Raw genomic sequence first — 21,360 nt, 5'->3', positions numbered from 1 at the left:
GTGAAAGCAGTACCTCTTGATTGTTGAAAACGTTCTTGGCAATGTGCACGAGCTGCCCTCCGGCGAGCTGGAGGGCTTGCACCTGGAAAAGGTGGTGCTGCCCAGCGCCGCCCTGGTGAAGCGGATCCAGCGCGTCACCACGGACCACGGCCGCGAGCTGGGTCTGCGGTTGAACGCGACGGCCGGCACCGCCGGCGATCTGCGCGACGGCGACATTCTCTTCCGCGATGAAAAGGGTGCCATCGTGGTGTCGGTGGAATCCACCGATGTGCTGGTCATCGCCCCGCGCAGCATCCTGGAGATGGGCACGGTGGCCCACAACCTGGGCAACAAGCACCTGCAAGCCCAGTTCTTCGACGCCGTCAGCGAGTACGGCGCCGAGGTGATGGTGGTGCAGTACGACCACACAGTGGTGGACCACCTCATCCACGTGGGTGTGCCCTACACCCGCCAGGACCGCGTGATGCCGGTGCCGTTCCGGCACGCCGGCCACACGCACTAGAGCCGTGGAACAGACTCCCGCGGGCCCGCCGTCGTACCTGCTGGCCCTGCTGCAGCTCAGCGACTCGGCCCTGCCCACGGGCGCCTTCAGCCATTCCTTTGGCATGGAGATGTACCTGGAGCGCGGGCTGATCACCAACGAGGCGGACTTTGCCCGCTGGTTGGGGGAGTTTGTCGCCATCCAGCTGGTCCACAACGACGGCCTGGCCATCCGGCTGGCGCTGGAGGCGGGCCCGGTAGAGGACGTCTTCCGGCTCGATGCCATGCTGGCGGCCGCCGCATTGCCGCGGGAGATCCGCGAGGCCGGCACCAAGATGGGGCTGCGCATGCTGGACATCGCCCGGCAGGTGGCCCCCGGCCCCGAGCTGGACGAGTACGCCGTCCGAGTGGCCGACGGCCGCTGCGCCGGGCACCCGGCCATCGCCGTCGGCCTCGTGGGGCGGGCGCTGTCCATCCCGGCGCCCGAACTCGTGGCCGCCTACCTCTTTTCCACCGTCACCTCGCTGACGCAGAACGCCATCCGCGCCATCCCGATCGGGCAGAACGCCGGGCAGCGCGTGCTGCGCGGCGCCCATTCGGTGGTGGGGGAGGCCGTGGCTGCCATCGCGGCGCTGGATGAGAGCGAATTCGGTGCGGCGGCCCCCGGGCTGGAAATCGCCCAGATGCGGCATGAGCGCCAACGCGCCCGCATCTTCATGTCCTAACGAAGTGGCCCCCGCGGGCCGGAGCAAGGAGAACACCATGGAACCCATCAAAATCGGCGTCGGCGGCCCCGTAGGCGCCGGCAAGACGCAGCTGGTGGAGCGCATCACCCGCCACATGAGCGAGACCATTTCGATGGCCGCCATCACCAACGACATCTACACCATCGAGGACGCCAAGATCCTGGCCGCCAACGGCATCCTGCCGCTGGACCGCATCATCGGCATCGAGACCGGCGGCTGCCCGCACACAGCCATCCGCGAGGACACCTCGATGAACTCCGCCGCCGTGCAGGAGCTCAAGGACCGCCACCCGGACCTGCAGATCATCTTCATCGAAAGCGGCGGCGACAACCTCTCCGCCACCTTCAGCCCGGAGCTGGTGGACTTCTCCATCTACATCATCGACGTGGCCCAGGGCGAGAAGATCCCGCGCAAGGCCGGCCAGGGCATGATCAAGAGCGATCTGTTCATCATCAACAAGACGGACCTCGCCCCCTATGTTGGTGCGGACCTGTCCGTAATGGCGTCCGACTCCAAGGAATTCCGCGGCGACAAGCCGTTCTGCATGACCAACCTCAAGACGGACGAGGGCCTGGACGCCGTTCTCGATTGGATCAAGCACGATGTGCTGATGCTGGACCTGGCCCCGTGACCAGCCAGCGCACCGCGGTGGCTCCACCGGTGCCGCGGATGTTGCCGGCGCCAGGCCCGATGCCAGGCTCGCGCGATGAATCGCTGGTGGGCGAGCTGCGGATGAGCATCGGCCTGAGGGCCGGGCGAGCCATCGCCACGGAGCAGTACCACCGCGGTGCGCTGCGGATCCTGCGTCCGCACTACCTCGACGATGGCGACCAGGTCTGCTACGTCGTCGTGAACCCCGGCGGCGCCTACCTGGGCGGGGACCGCTACGGCATCGACGTCGACGTCCAGCCCGAGGCCCGGCTGCTGCTGACCACCCAGTCCGCCACCAAGATCTACCGCACCCCGGGCAGCCGGGCGCGGCAGGACATGCGCTTGAAGCTGGCCCCCGGCAGCGCCGTGGAGTTCATGCCGGACCAGCTGATCGCCTATGAGGGCGCCTCCTACCTCCAGCACACGGTGGTGGAGATGGACTCCACGGCCTCGCTGGTCATGGCCGAGGTGGTGACCCCCGGCTGGTCCCCGGACGGACGGCTGTTCCGCTACGACACCGTGCGCCTGCGCACCGACATCTGGGTCGACGGCCGGCTGGTGGTGCTGGACAATCTGCAGATCACCCCCGGCTCCGGCTCCCCGGTGGACGGCATGGCCTTCATGGAGCACTACACGCACCTGGGCTCGCTGCTGGTGATCGACGCCCGGGTGGACGCCGCCCTGGTGGAGGAGCTGCACGCCCTGCTGGCCCCGATGGACCCCGCGGGCCAATTGGGCATTTCGCTGCTGGAGGGCCCGGGGCTGGTGGTGCGCGCACTGTCCACGGCCACGGAACCGCTGAATGCGCTCATTGGGGCTGCGGGGGATCTGCTCCGCGCCCGCTGGCACGGCCAGCAGCCGCTGAACCTAAGGAAGTACTAATGGCACTACTGGCACGCACCCACTATCTGGACCGCGAAAAGCTCCCGGCGGCCCGCCGCATCGGCGCCACCTTTGGCGCCGTCGTCCTGCTGCACCTTGCCGTGCTGGGGTTGCTCGCCTATTCACTGCTGTCCGACGCGCACCCCCTGGCGCTGGGCCTGCTCGTCACCGCCTACCTGGCCGGGGTGAAGCACAGCTACGACTGGGACCACATCGCCGCGATCGACAACGCCAGCCGCAAGTTCGCCGCCCAGGGCCGCGCACCGGTCAGCGTGGGCTTCGCCTTCAGCATGGGGCACAGCTCCGTGGTGGTCCTAGCCGGCATCCTCGTGGTGGCGGGCGCGGGCGTCATGGCCAATGTGCTCGAGGACGGCTCGGCCGCCAACACGGTGCTGGCCGTTTTCGGCGCGTCAGTCTCCGCCCTGTTCCTGCTGGCCATCGGCCTGTTCAACGGCACTGCCTTCGGCCGCGCCAACGTCCTCTACCGGCGCGTGCGCAGCGGCGGCACCGTCACCGAGGACGAGCTCGCCCCCACGGGCGCCGTCGCCCGGCTGCTGAACAAGCCGCTCTCCAAGGTCAAGCGCCCCCGTGACATCTACGTGCTCGGCTTCCTCTTTGGCCTGGGCTTCGACACCGCCTCCACCATCGCCTTCCTGCTGCTGACGGCCTCCGCAGCGCTCGCCGGCATCTCGCCCATCGCGCTGATGGCACTGCCGCTGGGCTTCACCGCTGCAATGACCCTCTGCGACACCGCCAACGGCATGGCGATGATGAAGATGTACCGCTCGGCCGTGGTGGACCCGGTCCGCCGGATCGGCTTCAACATGGTCATCACCGGCATGTCCGCGACCTCGGCCCTTTTCATCTCGCTCATCACCATTGGCGGCGTCCTGCACACCGTGCTGGACCTTAACGACCCCGTCACTACCTGGCTGGCCGAGCTGGACCTGGGCCACGCCGGCCTGGCCCTCGTGGCCGTGTTCCTAGCGGTCTGGGGCGTGGCAGCCCTGCGCTGGCGCCGGCCGGCGCAGCGCCGGTCGAACTAGCGCCGCGGTCCTGCGCTGGCGACGGCGGCAGCACCGACGGCACGCGAAAAGCGCTCCGCTGCCTGTCCAATTCACAGGCGGCGGGCCGCTTTCGAGTTTTGTCGACGCTGGCCCCGAGTTTCCGCCGTTAGTCCTTCACGGAGTGTTCCTCGCGGAGCCGACCCGCTTCGGTGCCGGCGTTCCCCTGTTGGTCCGTCGTGGAAGGTTCCTCGATGAGTCGACGCACTTTGGTCCCGACGCTTCGGCGTTGGTCCTTCGTGGAGTCGTCCGACTTCGGTGCCGGCTTGGTGCCACCGTGCCGGCAAGTCTGTTTCGGCCGCGGCCTGTCCCATCGGGCTGCCTGTCCCGCCGCACGTCATCCGGCGAGGCGCACGGTGACGGCGTGCTCCAGGATGCTGTAGTCCGCGGTGCCCGTCCGCCCGTTGATGTTGTCCTGAAGCCAGTCCGGGTAGTCGGGCGGGGTGGAATCCAGCGGTTCGGGCGGGTGGTAGCGGCCCGCGGGTGAGGTCCAGCCGGGGCGCCCGGTCTCGGTCATCTGCGGTGTCCAGCCCCTAATCCCGGGCCCGGCGGGCGCACCTCCCGGCTGTTTTGTTTTCGTGGGGTTTGTCTTTGTGGGGCCGGTGCGGGTCTTCCCGTCCTTATGGTGTTTGACGAGGTGGTGTTTGGGGCATTCGCTGGCCAGGTTGTCCTCGCTGGTTTTCCCGCCGTGTTCCCAGGCCAGCAGGTGGTCCAGCTGGGTGTCGGCGGTGACGGTGCTGCAGCCGGGGAACGTGCAGGTCCTGTCCCTGGCCCGCAGCCAGGCCCGCATGGCCTCGCTCACCCGGTAGGTGCCCGGTGAGAGCGCCACGGGCTCCCCGGTGTGCGGGTCGGTGAGCAGGCGTTGGAACGAGGGGGCCTGCGCGGCCAGCCGGCGGGCGATCGAGGCCGGGACGGGCCCGCACCCCTCCAGCTCGGCCGGCCCGTCGGAGACGCCCAGCAGGGACAGGATGGGCACGGTGAGAAGGATCTGGGCCCGGGGTGCCGGGTGCCCGGCCTTGGCGTCGGCCGTCTCCTGGCCCAGCAGCAGGGCCGCGGCGACGTCCAGGCGCAGCTGGGTAAGGGTGCGCGGCTCGGCGGGGCCCTGCAGGGCGCGGGCGGCGGCGGTGGCGTGGTTCCACACGGCCTGGGCCGTTTCGGCGGGCAGGTACAGGCCCAGGTAGGACATGCCGTCCCGGCCCGGCTGCAGGTCCAGGCACCTGCCCGCCCGGGCGGCCGTGGCCCGGGTCTGGATGCTCTCGGGGTGCAGGCGTTCACGGCGGCGGTTGGCCGCGGCGGTGAACCGGGTCACCGTCACCCCGCAGGCGGCCTCGACCAGGTCGCGTTCGAAGGCGTCGACCACGTCCCGGGGCATGTCGGGCACGTTCTGGATGGAGAGGGCCTGGTCCAGGATGGCGAGGGCGTGCTGCCAGGAGAACCTGCCCGCCCCCAGGGCCTGAAGGGTGTGGGGGTGCTCGCGTACGAGCGCCACGCACTGGGCCCGCAGGTTCGCGGCGCTCCGTTCCGGGATGCACAACACGGTGGCCAGTTCCGCGGTGGTGGAGGCGTCGCCGATGCCCTGCTGCCGGGTGTCGAAGCCCAACGCCGCTGCTTCGGCGGTGCCGGCGGCGGCGAGCCTGTCAATCAGGGCGGCCTTGCAGGCCGCTACCCGGGCTTCCAGGGCTGCGACCTCGGCGAGGGCGTCAACGCAGGCGCCGTAGTCCGCCCGCACCGCCCCAAGGGCGTCACGTGCTTCGCCGCGGGTGCCGGGGGCGGCCGGTGGCAGGGTGGGGAGCCTCAGCGCGGCCAATTGCTCCGCCATCGTCGGCCCTGCCGTGGTGGCGGCGCCACCGGAACTGCCGACCGGAACGCTCATGATCTTATTCTATTCCATGTTTGTTGATTAGAACAGGTGTGCGAGCGAAGTTCCCGCCAAAAAACCGCCTCCGGAAAGAGCCTCCGGGGACTGCGCCTGCAGCACGTCCAGCCCATCACAGCAGACCTGGACGCCGGGCAGCTTCTTGGCGGCGTTGGCGGCCTTCAGCGTCCGTAGGCGGGCTGTCATCTGGCGGGCCTGGCCGAAAGGGAAGAACAGCAGGTGCGGTAGCCCTCGTCCCCGTTGAACGGCACGGGGCCCACGGTGCGGACGGACTCCGGCAGATCAAGCGCTGCCACAAACCCGACCCCGGCGGGCCGGGGGCGCATAGTGCCAGGGCGGCGCGGACGCCTGCTTCGTGCCTTGGCGGCCCGGCGCTCTAGGGTTCCTTCTGCAGGTCCGCCCGGGTGATGGATAGAAAGGCCACCAGAACGGCTATGGCCGCGGCGAGAACCAGGCTCACCGGCCCGGTACCCCAGTCGAGTCCGCCACGGGTGGCGGGGACGCCCATCCAGTCTGCGAAGCACGCACCCAGGGGCCGGGTCAGGATGTAGGCGGACCAGAAGGCAAGGGTGGCATTGATCTTGAACCGGTGGAACCCCACCGCCGGAATGGCAATGAGCAGGGCAAACAGGATGCCCGAGCCCAGGTAGCCGAGCTGGAAGGTGCTGGCGGCGAGGTCCCCGGCCGCCGTCCCGAGCGCAAAGGTGGCCAGGACGGTCAGCCAGTAGAAGACTTCGCGGCGCCTTGTGTTGATGCTGTGGATCGAGAGTGTCTTTTCCGTCCGCTTCCACAGGTACAGGACCGCGGCGAGTGCCGCCGCAAAGAATCCCGTGGAAACCAGATACGGGATGCCCGCACCGGCGTGCAGCACGTCGGCTGCCATGGTGCCAAACACGCTGACCAGGGCCACCGCCAGCCAATAGGCCCAGGCAACATAGCGTGTGAGCCTCAGCTGCAGAAGAAGCGCTGCTGCCAGTGCCAGGGCCGTGGCCGGAATGACCACCACGGGATCGAATTGCCGGACCAGGAAATCACTGGTGGTCTCTCCCATGCCGGTGGTCAACACCTTGATGATCCAAAAGAGTGCAGTGACTTGGGGAACCTTGAGTGCTGCGGTCCGGACCGGGTCAAGGGTGGCCACGCCAGCTGGGCGCGCTGGAAAGGGCTGGTACGGGGAGGTCATGGGCAAAAGTATGCCGACACAAGCTGGGAGATTGGCAAACAACCAGCAGCCACGGCCCAGGCCCCCGCCGGGGAGGTACCTTTCCCGGCCAAACACACCCGGCGGGTGGCACCATCATGAAACCCCGGGTTAGAACGCCAGGAGGACCTTGGAGGATCCGGTGCTGCGGTCGCCCGCAATCCGGAAGGCCTCGGCGGCGTCGTCGATGCTGAATGTGTGGGTCAGCAGAGGCTCCACGTCCAGACCGTCCGCCAGGTACTCCAGCGCCGTGGCGATCTCATCGACAAAGCGGAACGTTCCGCGGTAGTCGATTTCACGGAACACCAGGGCGCCGAGCGGCACGCTGACCGGGCCCGCGGGCAGGTTGCCCACCTGGACCAGCACGCCGCCCCGGCGCACGGCGAGGATCACGGAGCCCAGGGCCGCGGCGACGCCCGAGGCCTCAAAGGCCACGTCCACCTCGGGCAGGGGCGCGCCCTGGCCCACGTTGATGGCCTCGTCTGCACCCATCGCCTTGGCGATCAGCAGCGAGTTCTCGGCCACGTCGCTGGCATAGATGTAGGAGGCCCCGGCCTTCCGGGCGGCGGCCACCACCAGCGCGCCGATGGGACCGCAGCCGTTGACCAGCACCGACTTGCCGCGGATGTCCCCCGCCCGGGCGACGGCGTGGATGGCGACTGCCAGCGGTTCCGCCACGGCCGCGCGGCGGGTGCTGACGCCGTCGGGCACCACCCTGATCTGCGACGCCGGCACCTCCTTGGCGCTGGCAAAGGCGCCGTCGGTGTGCGGATCGTGGGCGGCGCTGCCGAAGTAGGTGACCTCGGGGCAGAGGTTGGTGCGGCCGGCGCGGCAGGCCTCGCAGTTGCCGCAGGGCGTCGCGGGGTGGATGGTTACGGCCTGGCCCACCTGCAGCCCCAGGACCTGGCCGCCGACGGCGCTGATCCGACCGGCCACCTCATGGCCGAGCACCATGGGGTGGTGCAGTTCGCTGAGCCCGGACGCGCCGTGGCTGACATAGTGCAGATCGGAGCCGCAGATGCCGCCGAATTCGATCTGGACCACCACGGAGTCCGGTCCGCAGGCGGGCTCGGGGAGCTCATCCAGGCGCAGGTCATTGCGCCCGTGGACCACTACGGCCTTCATGCTGCATCCTCCACCAGTGTCAGGTCGCGGCCCTTGGTTTCCGGGGCGAAGAACGTGGCCACAAAGGCAATGGCCGAGTAGAACATCATCAGCGCGGCAATCGGCCACCAGGAGTTGGTGAATGCGACCAGCAGGCCGCCGGCGATCAGCGGTGCAACACCGCCGGAGACGACGCCGCCGATTTCCTTGGCGAGGGCCACCTGGGTGTAGCGGTTGCGGGAGCCGAAGAGCTCATTGACATAGGCGGACTGCACCGAGAACATGCCCAGTACGGACACCGAGAGGCCGATGATCAGGGCCAGGCTGACCAGCAGCGGATCCTTGGAGTTCAGCATGAGGAAGGCGGGAATGGCGAAGACGAGCTGGAAGCCGGAGAGGGCCCGGTACATGGTGCGGCGGCCGATCTTGTCCGAGAGCCAGCCGGCCAGGGGAACCGTGGCAAAGCCGATGATGGATCCAATCAGCAGGGCCATGGTGCCCACGCCCTTGTCCATCTTCAGCGCCGAAACAACATAGCCCACCAGGAAGGTCTGGATCAGTGCGGAGTTGCCGCTCTCGCCGATGCGCAGGCAGACGGCCAGAAGGAAGGCCTTGCCCTTGCGGGCCTTCACGCCGGTGCCCGCCTTGGCGTGGACGGCGGCGTGCTGCTTGGCCTCTTCGAAGACGGGGCTTTCCTTCAGGTTCCGGCGCATCCACAGGGCGTAGATGGTGATGAGGATGCTCAGGATGAACGGAATGCGCCAGCCCCAGCTGAACAGGGCGTCCTCGGGGAGCATGGTCAGCAGAACCCACATGCCGGAGGCCAGCAGGGTTCCGGAGTTGGTGCCCAGGCAGACGAAGGACGCCACCAGGCCGCGCTTGGCGGGCGGGGCGTACTCGGCCAGCATCACCGATGCGCCGGAGAGCTCGGCACCGGCGCCGAAGCCCTGGACCAGGCGCAGGGCCACCAGAAGTGCGGGGGCCAGGAAGCCGATCTGGGCATAGGTCGGCAGCAGGCCGATCAGCATGGTGGAGCAGCCCATCAGCGAAATGGTGATGACGAGAACCTTCTTGCGGCCCAGGCGGTCGCCCATCCGGCCAAAGAACCAGGCGCCCAGTGGGCGGGCCAGGAAGCCGACGGCGTAGGTCAGGAAGGAGGCGAGCAGGCCAACGGCCGGATCAAAGGTGGGGAAGAAGATCTTATTGAAGATGATGGCAGCGGCCAGCGAGAAGAGCTGGAAGTCCATGTACTCCATGGCGGTGCCCAACCAGCCGGACACCGCTGCCTTGGTGAGGTCTTTTACTGACCGGGTGGTGTGCCCGACCTGGATTGCTGCCGTCATGAACTCCTCTGTTCCCGATCCGCCCATCATTGGGCGGCCGTGTGGCCTGCGTCTCAAAACAAATCACTGCCATTCAAGCACTGCCATACAAGTCCGTCAAGGGCGTTCCCATTGTGACGCCGGTTCGGGCCGCGCTGAACCAGCCCATCTTTGGCCGATGTTCGACGCCGTTCCTCCCCAAAGGTGGGCTGCCTCCGCGCCGTGGGCCGGAGGGACCGGATGAGTGGGGGAGCGGGTGGGGATAGGCTGGGAGCATGCCAGAAGCCACCCCTGCCAGGACATCGGCCCGCGACGTGGCCTACAGCCGGATCCGCGAACGCATCATTTCCGGCGAGGAGCAGCCGGGGGCGCTGCTGTCCGAAAATGAACTGGCTGTGGTGCTGGGACTCAGCCGCACGCCCGTCCGCGAGGCGCTGCTGCTCATCGCCCAGGAGGGCCTGGTGGAGGTCCGCCCGCAGCGCGGAACCTATGTCACCTACATCAACCCCGCCGTCGTCGCCCAGGCGCAGTTCATCCGCGAGGCCATCGAGATTGCGTCGCTGCGTGAATGCGTCAGGCAGTTCCAGCCGGAGCATGCCAAGCCACTGCGGGCTGTACTGGCGCAGCAGGAGCTGTGCACCAGCCGCGAGGAGTTCTATCCGCTGGACGAGCAGTTCCACCGCATGCTGCTGGCCATCGCCGGGCACGAGACGGCCTGGGCCACCGTCGCCAATGCCAAGGGGCATCTGGACCGCGCCCGCTATCTGGGGCTGAGCGGCTTCCGCGGCATCGAAGAATACGTGCACGACCACAGATCCATTGTGGACGCGATTGAGCGCGGGGACCTTGCCGCGGCGGAGGATTCCCTGCGCATGCACCTGCGCTTTGTCCTGGATGATGTGGACGCCATGCGCCTCAAGCGCCCCGAACTCTTTGACGCCAGTCCGCTGCCGGAGCGCCGCGCGCCCCGCGCCGCCCGGGCGTAGCGCCCGGTTCGAGTACGGCTGTGCGGTCGACCAACCGGCCAAAACACGTACTTTCGTAAATTTTTTCACGATAATCAAGAAAATCATTGACTCGCTGAAGATCTTCACTATAGTTGTGTGAGTTGGATCACTCAATGGAGGCTAGGCCAATGACTACCGAGAGCACCACCCACACCCCGCCCGCGACGAGCGCCCTGCTGATGACTGTCGGCAACAAGGTCCGTTCCATGCGCAAGGAAAAGGGTATGACGCTGGCAATGCTCTCGGAGACCACTGGCCTGAGCCAGGCGATTGTCAGCCAGATCGAACGCGGTCTGGCAAACCCCTCCTTTACGACGCTGGCCCAGCTTGCCCATGGACTCGACATCCCCGTGGGCAGGTTCTTCAGCGGCCAGGAGGAAACCCGGTCCCCGGTGGTCCGGAAATCCGAGCGTCGCAATCTCAAGGGCATCACCAGCAAGTCAGTGGGCGAAGCCGTCTACGAACTGCTGACCCCCGGATTGAATGGGGCCCTGGAGGCCCAGTGGATTGTCAGCCCGCCCGGACACGACACCAGCGCCACACCGTTTCGGCACAGTGGCGAGGAGTTCGGCATCATCATCTCCGGGCGCAAGGACATCTACCTGGATGGCGAATGCCATTCCCTGGAAGCCGGGGACTCGATCACCTTCGCCTCCGACACCCCGCACTGGTACAAAAACAGCTACGAAGAGGTATGCGTAGCGATCTGGGTTAACGCACCACACGCGTGGTGATGCCGGCACCCCTGCCGGCGTCTGCTCCCTAACCCTTGCTGTCCTCCGCCCACATCGGGCCCAGGACAATCCTTGCCACCTTCGCATCCACTCTGTGCACCCCCATGCCGTGATGCGTCATACCCTCTGGCACCCCACCATGGGCGCCGCAGTAAGGACAAGACAATGCTGGACACCGTCGTCAAAGCACCAAGCAAGCCACAACGGCTCACCCCCGCTGTCCGCAAGGGCCTGCTCGGCCTCGGCCTGGGCAACGCCCTTGAATGGTACGACTGGATGATTTTTGGACTCCTGTCGGCCTACATCGGACCGAATTTCTTCCCCTCCACCGACCCCCTGTCCTCAACGCTGAACACGCTGGCCGTCTTCGCCGTCGGATTCGCCTTCCGGCCCCTGGGCGGCATCCTGTTGGGCACCGTGGCGGATCGGATCGGCCGCCGCCGGGTCATGCTGGTCTCCATTTCCATGATGGCCGCGACAACGCTGGTCATCGCCGTCACCCCGGGCTATGAACAGATTGGCGCGTGGGCCGGCATCATCCTGGTGGCCTGCCGCATCGTCCAAGGAGTCTCCACCGGCGTGGAGGCACCGCTCTCCACAGCCCACGCCGTCGAACTCGTCCCCGACGGGCGCGAGGGCATGGTCGCAGGGCTGATGTCCTTTTACGTCAACATCGGCATCCTGCTGGCATCCCTGGTCAGCTTCCTGTGCAGCCTCGCCATCGGTGGAGCCGCCATGGGCGAATGGGGCTGGCGCCTGCCGTTCATCGTCGGCGCACTCTTCGGCTTCCTGGTCCTGTACCTGCGCCGTTCGCTGCCGGAGACCATGCACCCGGAGGAACTGGCAAACAACTCCACCGGCGCCGTCTGGACGGGCGTCCGCAAGCACTGGCTCAGCGTCCTGGCCATCGTCTTCATTGTGGGAGCGGCACAGGCCTACAACTACGCGTGGAACGTCGGCCTGCCCAGCGCCGCCCGCAGCAACTTCAAGGAAGACCCCACGGCCGTCTTCGCACTCACGACGGCGCTCGGCGTCGTCCTGGTGGCGGGCAGCTGGATCATCGGCAAGCTGGCGGACGGTCGGGCCATGTCCCGCTGGTTCCTGTGGACCCGGTGGCTGGCCGTCCCCTCGGTGTTCCTCATGCTGATGTACACGCAGCCGGGCATCGGCGGCTTTGCCGCGGTGCTGCTGGGCGGCTCGGTGGTCCTGGTGCTGAACATGACCCTCTACAACGTCATCAGCACCTCCCTGATGCCCAAGACCTTCCGCGGAGCCGGGGTGTCGCTCGGCTACGGCATCGGCGTCGCCGTCTTCGGCGGCACTGCGTCCTACCTGCTGGTCTGGCTCCAGTCCCTGCACCTGGACTGGGTCTTCCCGGTCTATGTGGCAGTGCTGTCAATCCTCAGCATCGTCTTCTATCTGCTCGCCCGCCGGGCCAACGGCATTTTCGTCGGAAAGTAAGGAATACACACCATGACAACTCTTGATCTGCGCATTTCCAGCGACGACCTCAAAGCCCCCGTCATCAACCGCTCGCAGGTGCTTGTCGTTGGCGGTGGACCCGCCGGTGTGGCGGCAGCCGTCACGGCCGCACGGTCCGGTGCCACAGTCACCCTGCTGGAACGCTATTCCTCCCTGGGCGGTCTGGCCTCCGGCGGCATGGTGCTGGTGCTCGATGACATGATCAACGGCCAGGACATCACCGTCACAGGCATCGTGTCCGAATACGTTGAGCGTCTGCAGGCCCTGGGCCTGGCCGTCGTCCCCCCGGTCGAGGACCGCAAAACCTCCGAGGAACTCTGGAACAAGTGGGGCCGCTACGGAACCTTCGACTTCCACTCCCACACCACCCCCAAGCCCATCTGCTACGCCGCCGCGTTCGATCCGGACGGCTGGAAGCGGGTCTCCAACGACCTCGTCCGCGAGGCCGGCGTCACCCTCCGCCTCCACTCCTGGTTCTCCCGCCCCATCGTCGACAACGGCGTCATGAAGGGCGTGGTCTGTGAAACCAAGTCCGGTCCGCAGGCCTTCCTGGCCGACGTCGTGATCGATACGACGGGCGACATCGACGTTGCCTCCCGCGCCGGTGCCAGCCACATCAAGGACAGCTACATCACCACCCTGGTCTTCCGCCTGGGCGGCGTGGACACCGCCGAAGCCGAGCGCTTCGAACAGGCCAACCCGAAGGAGGCCCGGGCCATCAACCGCAAGATCAAGCGGCTGCTGGGCGGGGCCTGGGAACTCTGGTGGCTCAAGACCCCCATCGAGGGTGTGGTCTGGTGCAACGCCCCGCACATGAGCGGCTTCGACGGCACCGATCCGGCCGACCTGACGGCGGCGGAGTTTGCCGCCCGCGACCGCATCAGCGAAGCCGTGGACTACGTCAAGGCCAACCTGCCCGGCTTCAGCAACTGCTACATGCTCGACGTCGCTCCGCAGATGGGTGTGCGCCAGACCCGCCTGCTCCAGGGCGAGTACGTCATGACCAAGGACGACGTCACCCAGCGCCGCCACTTTGCCGACTCCGTGGCCCGAGGCCGCGACTACTACTACCCCTACCGTTCGCTGCTGCCCAAGGAGGTGGACCAGCTGCTCGTTGCCGGGCGCCACTACTCCGCCACCCCGGAGGCGCAGAAGATGTCCCGCGAAATCCCGCCCTGCATGGCCATGGGCCAGGCAGTGGGCGTTGCCGCTGCGCTGGCCGTCCAGGACGGCGTGCTGGTCCGGGACGTCTCGGCCCTGGACATCCAGACCGGGATGCGCCGCCACAATGCGGATCCGGGCGATGTGCCTTCGGCCAATGCCACCATCGACGCCGATGCGGCGGTGTCGGCATGAGCACTGTTGTAGAGGAAGCAGCGGAACTGGCCCTGGAGCTCCAGAGCCCGCCGCAGCCGCTGGCCGGCATCAAGGTTGTGGACTTCACCCAGGTGTTCATGGGCCCCAGCTGCACCCAGCTGCTGGGCGACTACGGTGCTGACATCATCAAGGTGGAGCGCCCGGGCGCCGGGGACATTTCGCGCAACTCCTTTCCCGACCCGGACGGCCAGGACAACCCGATCTTCCTGTCCATCAACCGCAACAAGCGCAGCATCAGCGTTGACACGCGCACCGAGGACGGCAGGGCGGTGCTGCACCGGTTGATGCGCGACGCCGATGTGGTGGTGAGCAATTTCCGCTCCGGCGTCATGGAGCGGATGGGCTTCGGCTACGAGGACCTCAAGGAGCACAATCCGAGCATCATCTGGGCCTCGGGCACCGGGTTTGGCCCCGAGGGCCCCTACTCGCACAAGGGCGGCCAGGATGCCATTGCCCAGGCCTACTCGGGGGTGATGTGGCGCCGGGACTCGGACGAGACGGCGCCCACGATCTACCCCACCACCCTGTGCGACTACACCACCGGCATGCATCTGCTGCAGGGGATCCTGCTGGCCCTGCGCACCCGCGATTTGTCGGGTGTGGGCCAAAAGGTGGAGGTGACCATGTACGACTCGATGCTTCACATGCAGATGCAGGAGGCGTGCATGCAGCTCAACCGCGGCTATGAGGTCAATTGGGGTGCCATGCCGCTCAGCGGCGTGTTCACCACCACCGACGGCGCCGTCTGCATGGTGGGCGGGTTCACCGCGGATCCGCTGCTGCACATTTCCCGCGCACTGGGTCTGGACGAGGACCTCACTCTGCGGGAGGAGTTCTCCACCCTGGAACACCAGTTTGAGAACAAGCCCGCTCTGCAGGCCATCTTCCGCGAACGCATCGCCACCAACACCACCGCCTATTGGACGCAGCGGCTGGAGGAGGAGGGGCTGCTCAACGCCCCGGTGCACACGCTCGAGCAGACCCTGGCCGATGAGCAGACCCGCGCCAACAACATGGTGGTGGAGGTGGACCACCCCACCGTGGGCACCGTCAAGATGCTCAACGCCCCCATCCGGCTCTCGGCCACGCCGGCCTCCATCCGGCGCAGCGCTCCGCGGCTGGGGGAGCACAATGCCGAGGTCCTGAAGGAGAACGGGTTCGACGACGACGCGATCGCCCGCTTGGTGGAGCTGGGGGTGCTGCGGTGAACACGATGAATGAGGCAGCACAGGGCAGCGCCGGCAGCGAGGTGTCGCTGACGATCGAGAACGGCGTGGCCACGGTGGTGATCGACCGCCCGCAGGTGCTCAACGCCGTCGACGGTCCCACCACCGCCGCGCTGAACGCCATCTGGGCCCAGCTTGAGGGGGACCGCAGCATCCGCGCGGTGGTCCTCACCGGCGCCGGCACCAAGGCCTTCTGCGTTGGCGCGGACATGAGCGCCTCCGCCGTCGATGAGACGGGCCTGCAGTACTGGGCCGGCCTGGACCCCAACGGTTTCGGCGGGCTGAGCCTGCGCACCACCCTGGACGTTCCGGTGATCGCCAAGGTCAACGGTTATGCGCTGGGCGGGGGCATGGAAATGGTGCTCGGCGCGGACATCGTCGTCGCGGCCTCCCATGCGAAGTTCGGCCTGACGGAGCCGCGGGTCGGGCGCCTCGCCCTGGACGGCGGCATCCACCAGCTGGTGCGCCGGATCCCGTACACGCAGGCCATGTCACTGCTGGTGACGGGGCGCAAGGCCGATGCGGCGGAAATGCAGGCCATGGGCCTCGTCAACGAGGTGGTTGACGCGGCAGAGCTGGACGCCGCCGTCGACCGCTGGCTGGAGCAGATCCTGGCCTGCGCCCCCACCTCCGTGCGCGCCGTCAAGCAGATGGTCACCCGTACTGCGCATTTGAGCGCCGCAGAGGCCCGCGGCCTGCGGCTGCCGGCCCTGATGGACGCGCTGGACAGCAAGGACTCCGCCGAAGGAGTGCTCGCGTTCCAGGAAAAGCGCGCCCCCGTCTGGCCCGGCGAATAGGGCCTTGAACAGACTTTGAGGAAGGAACAAACAATGCGGAATCCACTAGAACCGGGCGTGTGGGGAGTCCTCGCCACGCCATTCCAGGGCAGCACCTTGGACATCGACAGCGACAGCCTGGCCGGGCTGGCCGAGCACTACGAATCCATCGGGGCCGTTGGCCTGACGGTGCTGGGTGTCTTCGGCGAGTCCGCGTCCCTGACGGCCGATGAGCGGGCGCTGGTGCTGGAGACGGTCGTCGAATCCACCACCCTGCCGCTGGTGGTGGGCGCCAGTTCGCTGGGCACCAGGGTGGTCATCGAGGAGGTCCGTGCGGCCCAGGCCGTGGCGGGGGAGCGCATCGCGGCGTTCATGGTCCAGGCCAACAGTGCCAACGCCGACGTCGTGGTGGAGCACCTGCAGGCCATCAACCGGGCCACCGGCGCCACCATCGTGCTGCAGGACTACCCGCTGGCCAGCGGCGTCGCCATTGGCGGCGCCGCCCTGGCCGAGGTGGTGCAGCGGTGCGCCTTTGTGGTGGCCGTCAAGGCCGAGGCGCCGCCCACCTCCGTGGCGATCGCCGGACTCGCCGCCGCGGTGGACGTGCCCGTGTTTGGCGGCCTGGGTGGGCAGGGGCTGCTGGACGAACTGGCCGCCGGTGCCGCCGGCGCCATGACGGGCTTCTCCTACCCCGAGGCGCTCGTTGCCTGCGTGCGGGCCTGGCAGCAGGGCGGCTACACCCCGGCCCGGGATGTCCTGGCGCCGTTCCTGCCGCTCATCAACTTTGAACAACAGGCCAGGATCGCCCTGGCGGTGCGCAAGGAATTGCTTAAGAGCAGGGGCCTGCTCAAGGATGCCTCGGTGCGCGCCCCGGCCGCACCCTTCCCCGAGGTGCTCAGGGCGGGGCTGGACACCCATCTGGCGGAAGCCGGCGAGGCGCTTCGCGCGCTGGACACTCTTGCCGTAGGTGGTTTCTGATGGATCTGGGCATCGCAGGAAAGACGGCATTGGTGGCCGCCTCCACGGGAGGGCTTGGACTTGCTGTGGCGCGGGCCCTCGCGGCCGAGGGCGCCAGGGTGGCCATCACCGGACGACGGCGTGAACTCGCCGAGAAGATCGCCGCGCAACTGCCCGGCGCCGTCGCCGTCGAGGTCGATCTGTCGGCACCGGACGGGGCGGCGTCCGCCGTCGAGCGCACCGAGGAACTGCTGGGCCCGGTGGACATCCTGGTGCTCAACGGCCCGGGCCCCAAGCCCGGCGCGGCGGCCTCCATGGATGCCGGCGACTTCACCGCCGCCCTGGACCTGCTGGTGCGCCCGCACCACGGCCTGATTTCCAAGGTTCTGCCGGGCATGCGCGAGCGCCGCTGGGGGAGGGTGCTGGCCATCGGCTCCTCCGGTGTTGTGGCACCGCTGCCCAACCTCGCAGTCTCCAACACCGGCCGCGCAGCACTTGCGGCCTACCTGAAGACCCTGGCGGCGGAGGTTGCCCTGGATTCCGTGACGGTCAACCTGCTCCTGCCGGGCCGCATCGCCACCGACCGGGTGGCCGAACTCGACCATGCCGCCGCCAAACGGCGCGGTGTGACGGTGACTGACATCGAACGCGAATCCCTCAAGACCATCCCCGTGCGCCGCTATGGAAACCCCGAGGAATTCGGCGCTACTGCAGCCTTCCTGTGCAGCGCGCCGGCCTCCTACGTCACAGGCGTTGCACTGCGCTGCGACGGCGGCCTGATCCGCAGCCTCTAATCCGCTTCCGACATCCGGCGGCCCACCATCATTAAGGAATCCCCATGACTTCCACAGCCTTTGCCTCCTCCACCTCAACCTCGTCCGCTGCTGCATCCACCGCGCAGCATCTCATCAACGGCCAATGGCTCGGTGCGGCAGACACCGAGCGCATGAACCCGGCCCGCCCCCAGGAGGTGGCGGCATATTCGCCCATCGGCAGTGCCGCCGACGTTGACGCAGCCATCACCGCTGCCGCCGCGGCCCAGCCCGGCTGGGCGGCACTGCCGGCCCCGGCCCGCGGCGCCATCCTCATCGCGGCGGCCGGCCTGCTGCAGGAGCGTGAATCCACGGTGGCCGCCGACCTCGTCCGGGAGGAGGGCAAAACGCTCGCCGAGGCCCGCGGCGAGGTCAAGCGTGCTGTGGATGTGCTCCGCTTCTTCGGCTCCCTCGGCTGGGCCGCCACGGGCGAGGTGCTGCCCAGCGGACTCCCGGGCACCACCATCACCACCCGCCGCGAACCGATGGGCGTCTTTGCGCTCATCACCCCGTGGAATTTCCCGATCGCCATCCCGGCCTGGAAGGCGGCCCCGGCGCTGGTCTCCGGCAACGCCGTCGTGCTCAAACCGGCGGAACTCACCCCGCTCTCCGCCACCCACCTGGCCCGCGCCCTGCACGATGCGGGCCTGCCCGCCGGCGTCTTCAACGTGGTCCACGGCAAGGGGCGGGTGGTGGGGGCCGCCCTGGCCAGTGATCCGCGCGTCGCCGGACTGTCCTTCACCGGCTCCACCAACGTGGGCCTGGGCCTGCAGGAGGTCCTCAACGCCCGCCGGGCCCGGGTCCAGCTGGAAATGGGCGGCAAGAACGCCGTCCTGGTGCTGGACGACGCCGATCCTGTGGCCGCCGCGCAGGTGGTGGCGGCGGGTGCCTTTGGGCTGACCGGCCAGGCCTGCACAGCCACCTCGCGGGTCTATGTCACCCCCGGCATCCGGGAGACGTTCCTGGACGCGCTGGTGGCGGAGGCCTCGGGGTACCTGCCGGGCGATGGCCTGGAACCGGGCACCCGTCTGGGCGCCGTGGTGAGCCGGGCGCAGTTCGACCAGGATCTGGACGCCGTCCGCACCGCCGTCGACCGTGGCGCCACGCTGCTGCATGGCAGCGTCGACGCCGATCCGGAGGCCGGGTTGTTCTTCCCGGCCGCGGTGCTCACCGGTCTGGCGGCCGACGACCCTGCCGTAACGGAGGAGATCTTCGGCCCGGTGGTCGCGGTGCTGGAGGTGCCCGACTACGAGGCCGGGCTCGCCGCCGTCAACGATTCCCGCTACGGGCTCACCGCCGGCATCTGCACGGACAGCCTCAAGCTCTCCACCGACTTCGCCGCCCGCGTGCAGGCCGGCGTGGTGAAGGTCAACAGGCCCACGGCCGGGTTGGATCTCAACGTCCCCTTTGGCGGCGTCAAGGATTCCTCCACCAACACCTTCCGCGAGCAGGGCCGCACGGCGGTGGACTTCTACACCTGGGGCAAGACGGTCTACACCGGCAGCTGATCCCGGCGCACCACGGCGGCCGTCCGCTGCCGTGGTGCGTGCCTGCTCCGCCCCGGCGGCACCGGCCAGCGATAGTCTGGGAGCCGAGGTGCTGGACGGTGGAGGAATCGATGAACGACGACGGCGGAACCCGCTTGGTGCTCAGCGTCCCCATGCGCTGGGGAGACATGGATGCCTACGGGCACATCAACAATGTGGAGGTTCTGCGCATTCTGGAGGAGGCGCGCGTCCACGCCTTCGGCCCGCCGGCCGGCACCGGGCTGCCCGGCGTCGAGGTGGACCTGCCCGTCTTCAACGACCTGCCCGAGGGCACCCAGGCACTGGTGGTGGAGCACCGGGTGAAGTACCTCGCGCCGCTGAACTACCGCAACGTCCCGGCTCGGATCGAGGTCTGGATCAGCGCCGTCAAGGGAGCATCGTTCACCGTGGCGTATGCCATTTTCGATCCCGTGGACGGGGCCAAATGCGTCATTGCCGAGACGGTGCTGGCCTTTTTCAACCCCGGGTCCGGGCGCCTGCTGCGCATTTCGGAGCAGAAGAAGCGGCATCTGGAACCGCTGCTGGGGGCGGCAAACTTCCGCTGACTGCCGCTGTCCGCGGCGGCCCCCGCTTCAGGGATTGAGGCTCAGGGCGCGGCCGGCGCGTAGATGCGCAGCGCCGCCGCTTCCACCGCGAAATGTGCGGCGTGGACGCCGGCCAGCGCTTCGCCGTCGATCGCCAGGGACAACGGTGCGCCGTCCGATTCCACGCTGATGGTCCGGGCCGTGCGCAGCGTGGTCACGGGGGAGGTGGCGGTGGTGCCGGTGAAGACGGAGAACAGCAGCCGCGTCCTGGCCAAGCGCCTGTCCGCCGAGACCATCCGGATGTCCAGCAGCCCATCGTCCATCACCGGGCGCAGCAGGGGTGCCAGATCGTGCGGGTAGTACCGCCCCCGCCCGATGTACAGGGTCCACAACTTGTGCGGCACACCGTCGATCTTCACCAGCACGGGCTGCGCCGAGGCGAACGTCCGCAGCCCGGCGATCAGGGCCGCCAGCGGCTTGCCCAGTTCACCCTGCAGGCGCTCGCGGCGCCGCACCAGGTCGGGGTAGACGCCCACGCTGGCTGTGTTGAGCATGGGGCGGCTCTGGTGTTCCGGGTTGCCGGCGTCGCCGCGTTCCAGATCCACTGTGCCCAAATCGGACACCACGGCCTGGCCGCGGGCGGCCGCGTTGACGGCGGATTCCACGCTGTCGACGCCGATGTCGCGGGCAAAGTGGTTCAGGGTTCCGCCGGGGAACACCAGCAGGGGGAGCCCGGCATCCACCGCTGCCTGTGCCGCGGCACCCACGGTGCCATCGCCGCCCCAGACGCCCAGCGCCGTCGTCGTCCCCCGTCCGGCGGCGTCCGCCAACGCCTGGGCCACATCCTCACCCGGACCGATTTCCACAACGTCGGCCTCAGGGAATGCCTCCTTGACCGACTGGACGGCCTCGGGGGAGAAGGAGCCGCCCATGGTGTTCATGGCCACCACCAGGCCCTCGCCACTGCCCAAGGCGGGCGCCTCGGCGGCCGTGGACGACGGCGGCGGCACGGGTCCGGCGGCGGGGAACCAGCCGCGGGTGAGAAACGCAGCTCCGACGCCGACTGCCGAGCCCAGTGCCACATCCGAGGGCCAGTGGGCCCCGGTGTGGACCCTCGAATAGGCCACCGCGGCGGCCACCGGCGCCACGGCCAGCCCCAGCGCCGGGCTGGAGAAGGCAACGCCCGTCGCGAAGGCGGCAGCCGAGGCCGAATGCCCCGAGGGCAGGGAGGAACTGGTGGGCTGGGGGTGGTTGAAGCGGAACGCCGGCCACAGCCCCGGGTGGGGCCGCAGGCGGGGGAGGGCGGTCTTGAACACCAGATTGGTCACGGCGGAGGCCACCCCCAGGGCCATTAATCCGTGGGCCGCGGCCCGGCGCGGAGTTCCGGGCACCACGGCCATGGCGGCCGAGGCGGCAAACCACAGCTTGCCCTTGGTGGCGGCATTGGTCAGCCAGCGCAGACCCCCGTCCCAGGGGCCCGGAGGAAGGGCCACCACCTTGGCCACCACGGCACGGTCAACCTGCGTGATGCGCCCCTTCAACGTGCCGGGGCCGGACAGTGGGCGGTGGAGAAGGTTCATCAGCCCACCCTA

20 protein-coding genes and 1 pseudogene are annotated in these 21,360 nt (G+C 68.3%); 16 read left to right on the top strand and 5 right to left on the bottom strand.

What is annotated here, in order from left to right; genetic code table 11:
- Positions 1 to 16 precede the first annotated feature (16 nt).
- Genes ureE through K254_RS0116100 form a run of 5 tightly spaced genes read left to right on the top strand, consistent with a single transcriptional unit; the run spans position 17 to position 3,805 of the window.
- Entirely contained in the window at positions 17 to 502 is a 486-nt protein-coding gene (gene ureE / locus K254_RS0116120; protein ID WP_026556239.1) for an urease accessory protein UreE, read from the top strand.
- Positions 503 to 506: 4 nt separating this feature from the next.
- A complete protein-coding gene (locus tag K254_RS0116115; RefSeq protein WP_026556238.1) occupies positions 507 to 1,205 on the top strand; it encodes an urease accessory protein UreF in 699 nt (232 codons plus the stop codon).
- Between the two features lie 37 nt (positions 1,206 to 1,242).
- Positions 1,243 to 1,857: an urease accessory protein UreG gene (gene ureG / locus K254_RS0116110; RefSeq protein ID WP_026556237.1), complete on the top strand. Its 615-nt coding sequence runs from the start codon at positions 1,243 to 1,245 to the stop codon at positions 1,855 to 1,857.
- A gap of 59 nt (positions 1,858 to 1,916) precedes the next feature.
- Entirely contained in the window at positions 1,917 to 2,759 is an 843-nt protein-coding gene (locus tag K254_RS0116105) for an urease accessory protein UreD (RefSeq protein ID WP_026556236.1), read from the top strand.
- Positions 2,759 to 3,805, top strand: a complete 1,047-nt coding sequence (locus tag K254_RS0116100) for a HoxN/HupN/NixA family nickel/cobalt transporter (protein ID WP_026556235.1) — start codon at positions 2,759 to 2,761, stop codon at positions 3,803 to 3,805. Before K254_RS0116105 ends, K254_RS0116100 begins: the two co-directional genes overlap by 1 nt.
- Before the next feature lie 355 nt (positions 3,806 to 4,160).
- Here the strand turns inward: K254_RS0116100 and K254_RS23660 are convergent, their stop codons facing one another.
- Positions 4,161 to 5,696, bottom strand: a complete 1,536-nt coding sequence (locus tag K254_RS23660) for an HNH endonuclease signature motif containing protein (RefSeq protein WP_051389297.1) — start codon at positions 5,694 to 5,696, stop codon at positions 4,161 to 4,163.
- Positions 5,697 to 5,820: 124 nt separating this feature from the next.
- On the opposite strand from K254_RS23660, the pseudogene K254_RS26500 reads away from it, so the two are divergent.
- Positions 5,821 to 5,943, top strand: a pseudogene (locus K254_RS26500) (hypothetical protein); the annotation flags it as partial.
- Between the two features lie 132 nt (positions 5,944 to 6,075).
- Here K254_RS26500 and K254_RS23655 read toward each other — a convergent pair.
- From K254_RS23655 to K254_RS0116075, 3 genes are all read right to left on the bottom strand, one after another.
- Positions 6,076 to 6,882 carry a COG4705 family protein gene (locus tag K254_RS23655; RefSeq protein WP_051389296.1) on the bottom strand — a complete coding sequence of 269 codons (807 nt, stop codon included), beginning with the start codon at positions 6,880 to 6,882 and terminating at the stop codon, positions 6,076 to 6,078.
- A gap of 129 nt (positions 6,883 to 7,011) precedes the next feature.
- Complete coding sequence (locus K254_RS0116080) at positions 7,012 to 8,025, bottom strand: L-idonate 5-dehydrogenase (RefSeq protein WP_026556234.1); 1,014 nt, start codon at positions 8,023 to 8,025, stop codon at positions 7,012 to 7,014.
- Complete coding sequence (locus K254_RS0116075; protein ID WP_026556233.1) at positions 8,022 to 9,347, bottom strand: MFS transporter; 1,326 nt, start codon at positions 9,345 to 9,347, stop codon at positions 8,022 to 8,024. Before K254_RS0116075 ends, K254_RS0116080 begins: the two co-directional genes overlap by 4 nt.
- 254 nt (positions 9,348 to 9,601) lie before the next feature.
- Between K254_RS0116075 and K254_RS0116070 the strand changes: the two genes are divergently transcribed.
- From K254_RS0116070 to K254_RS0116025, 10 genes are all read left to right on the top strand, one after another.
- Positions 9,602 to 10,312, top strand: coding sequence for a GntR family transcriptional regulator (locus K254_RS0116070; protein WP_026556232.1), 711 nt, complete (start codon positions 9,602 to 9,604; stop codon positions 10,310 to 10,312).
- A 149-nt stretch (positions 10,313 to 10,461) separates the two neighbouring features.
- A complete protein-coding gene (locus K254_RS0116065; RefSeq protein WP_026556231.1) occupies positions 10,462 to 11,067 on the top strand; it encodes a helix-turn-helix domain-containing protein in 606 nt (201 codons plus the stop codon).
- A 165-nt stretch (positions 11,068 to 11,232) separates the two neighbouring features.
- A complete protein-coding gene (locus tag K254_RS0116060) occupies positions 11,233 to 12,528 on the top strand; it encodes an MFS transporter (RefSeq protein ID WP_026556230.1) in 1,296 nt (431 codons plus the stop codon).
- Positions 12,529 to 12,540: 12 nt separating this feature from the next.
- Positions 12,541 to 13,905 (top strand): FAD-dependent oxidoreductase, encoded by a 1,365-nt coding sequence (locus tag K254_RS0116055; protein WP_026556229.1) that lies wholly within the window; start codon positions 12,541 to 12,543, stop codon positions 13,903 to 13,905.
- Entirely contained in the window at positions 13,902 to 15,134 is a 1,233-nt protein-coding gene (locus K254_RS0116050; RefSeq protein ID WP_026556228.1) for a CaiB/BaiF CoA transferase family protein, read from the top strand. Before K254_RS0116055 ends, K254_RS0116050 begins: the two co-directional genes overlap by 4 nt.
- 5 nt (positions 15,135 to 15,139) lie before the next feature.
- Positions 15,140 to 15,949 (top strand): enoyl-CoA hydratase-related protein, encoded by an 810-nt coding sequence (locus K254_RS0116045; protein WP_026556227.1) that lies wholly within the window; start codon positions 15,140 to 15,142, stop codon positions 15,947 to 15,949.
- 33 nt (positions 15,950 to 15,982) lie between these two features.
- Positions 15,983 to 16,906: a dihydrodipicolinate synthase family protein gene (locus tag K254_RS0116040; protein WP_026556226.1), complete on the top strand. Its 924-nt coding sequence runs from the start codon at positions 15,983 to 15,985 to the stop codon at positions 16,904 to 16,906.
- On the top strand, positions 16,906 to 17,679 hold the full coding sequence (locus tag K254_RS0116035) for an SDR family oxidoreductase (protein WP_026556225.1): 774 nt from the start codon (positions 16,906 to 16,908) through the stop codon (positions 17,677 to 17,679). The genes K254_RS0116040 and K254_RS0116035 overlap by 1 nt, the downstream gene beginning before the upstream one ends.
- A 44-nt stretch (positions 17,680 to 17,723) precedes the next feature.
- Positions 17,724 to 19,205: an aldehyde dehydrogenase family protein gene (locus K254_RS0116030; RefSeq protein ID WP_026556224.1), complete on the top strand. Its 1,482-nt coding sequence runs from the start codon at positions 17,724 to 17,726 to the stop codon at positions 19,203 to 19,205.
- Positions 19,206 to 19,315: 110 nt separating this feature from the next.
- A complete protein-coding gene (locus K254_RS0116025; RefSeq protein ID WP_026556223.1) occupies positions 19,316 to 19,789 on the top strand; it encodes an acyl-CoA thioesterase in 474 nt (157 codons plus the stop codon).
- 41 nt (positions 19,790 to 19,830) lie between these two features.
- Here the strand turns inward: K254_RS0116025 and K254_RS0116020 are convergent, their stop codons facing one another.
- Positions 19,831 to 21,348, bottom strand: coding sequence for a bifunctional phosphatase PAP2/diacylglycerol kinase family protein (locus K254_RS0116020; protein WP_051389295.1), 1,518 nt, complete (start codon positions 21,346 to 21,348; stop codon positions 19,831 to 19,833).
- Between the last annotated feature and the right edge of the window lie 12 nt (positions 21,349 to 21,360).

The organism is Arthrobacter sp. 35W (genome assembly GCF_000482545.1).
GTDB lineage: Bacteria > Actinomycetota > Actinomycetes > Actinomycetales > Micrococcaceae > Specibacter.
Note: the sequence above shows the minus strand (reverse complement) of the source record. Positions and strands in the feature narration are given on the sequence as shown.

Excerpts from the sequence above, each read along its gene's own strand:
- K254_RS0116070 (WP_026556232.1), top strand. The coding sequence starts at position 9,602 with ATGCCAGAAGCCACCCCTGCCAGGACATCGGCCCGCGACGTGGCCTAC.
- K254_RS0116065 (WP_026556231.1), top strand. The coding sequence starts at position 10,462 with ATGACTACCGAGAGCACCACCCACACCCCGCCCGCGACGAGCGCCCTG.
- K254_RS0116100 (WP_026556235.1), top strand. The coding sequence starts at position 2,759 with ATGGCACTACTGGCACGCACCCACTATCTGGACCGCGAAAAGCTCCCG.
- K254_RS0116055 (WP_026556229.1), top strand. The coding sequence starts at position 12,541 with ATGACAACTCTTGATCTGCGCATTTCCAGCGACGACCTCAAAGCCCCC.
- K254_RS0116035 (WP_026556225.1), top strand. The coding sequence starts at position 16,906 with ATGGATCTGGGCATCGCAGGAAAGACGGCATTGGTGGCCGCCTCCACG.
- K254_RS0116040 (WP_026556226.1), top strand. The coding sequence starts at position 15,983 with ATGCGGAATCCACTAGAACCGGGCGTGTGGGGAGTCCTCGCCACGCCA.
- K254_RS23660 (WP_051389297.1), bottom strand. The coding sequence starts at position 5,696 with ATGAGCGTTCCGGTCGGCAGTTCCGGTGGCGCCGCCACCACGGCAGGG.
- K254_RS0116025 (WP_026556223.1), top strand. The coding sequence starts at position 19,316 with ATGAACGACGACGGCGGAACCCGCTTGGTGCTCAGCGTCCCCATGCGC.
- K254_RS0116050 (WP_026556228.1), top strand. The coding sequence starts at position 13,902 with ATGAGCACTGTTGTAGAGGAAGCAGCGGAACTGGCCCTGGAGCTCCAG.
- K254_RS0116060 (WP_026556230.1), top strand. The coding sequence starts at position 11,233 with ATGCTGGACACCGTCGTCAAAGCACCAAGCAAGCCACAACGGCTCACC.
- K254_RS0116080 (WP_026556234.1), bottom strand. The coding sequence starts at position 8,025 with ATGAAGGCCGTAGTGGTCCACGGGCGCAATGACCTGCGCCTGGATGAG.
- K254_RS0116020 (WP_051389295.1), bottom strand. The coding sequence starts at position 21,348 with ATGAACCTTCTCCACCGCCCACTGTCCGGCCCCGGCACGTTGAAGGGG.
- ureG (WP_026556237.1), top strand. The coding sequence starts at position 1,243 with ATGGAACCCATCAAAATCGGCGTCGGCGGCCCCGTAGGCGCCGGCAAG.
- K254_RS23655 (WP_051389296.1), bottom strand. The coding sequence starts at position 6,882 with ATGACCTCCCCGTACCAGCCCTTTCCAGCGCGCCCAGCTGGCGTGGCC.
- K254_RS0116045 (WP_026556227.1), top strand. The coding sequence starts at position 15,140 with ATGAATGAGGCAGCACAGGGCAGCGCCGGCAGCGAGGTGTCGCTGACG.
- K254_RS0116030 (WP_026556224.1), top strand. The coding sequence starts at position 17,724 with ATGACTTCCACAGCCTTTGCCTCCTCCACCTCAACCTCGTCCGCTGCT.
- K254_RS0116075 (WP_026556233.1), bottom strand. The coding sequence starts at position 9,347 with ATGACGGCAGCAATCCAGGTCGGGCACACCACCCGGTCAGTAAAAGAC.
- K254_RS0116105 (WP_026556236.1), top strand. The coding sequence starts at position 1,917 with ATGCCAGGCTCGCGCGATGAATCGCTGGTGGGCGAGCTGCGGATGAGC.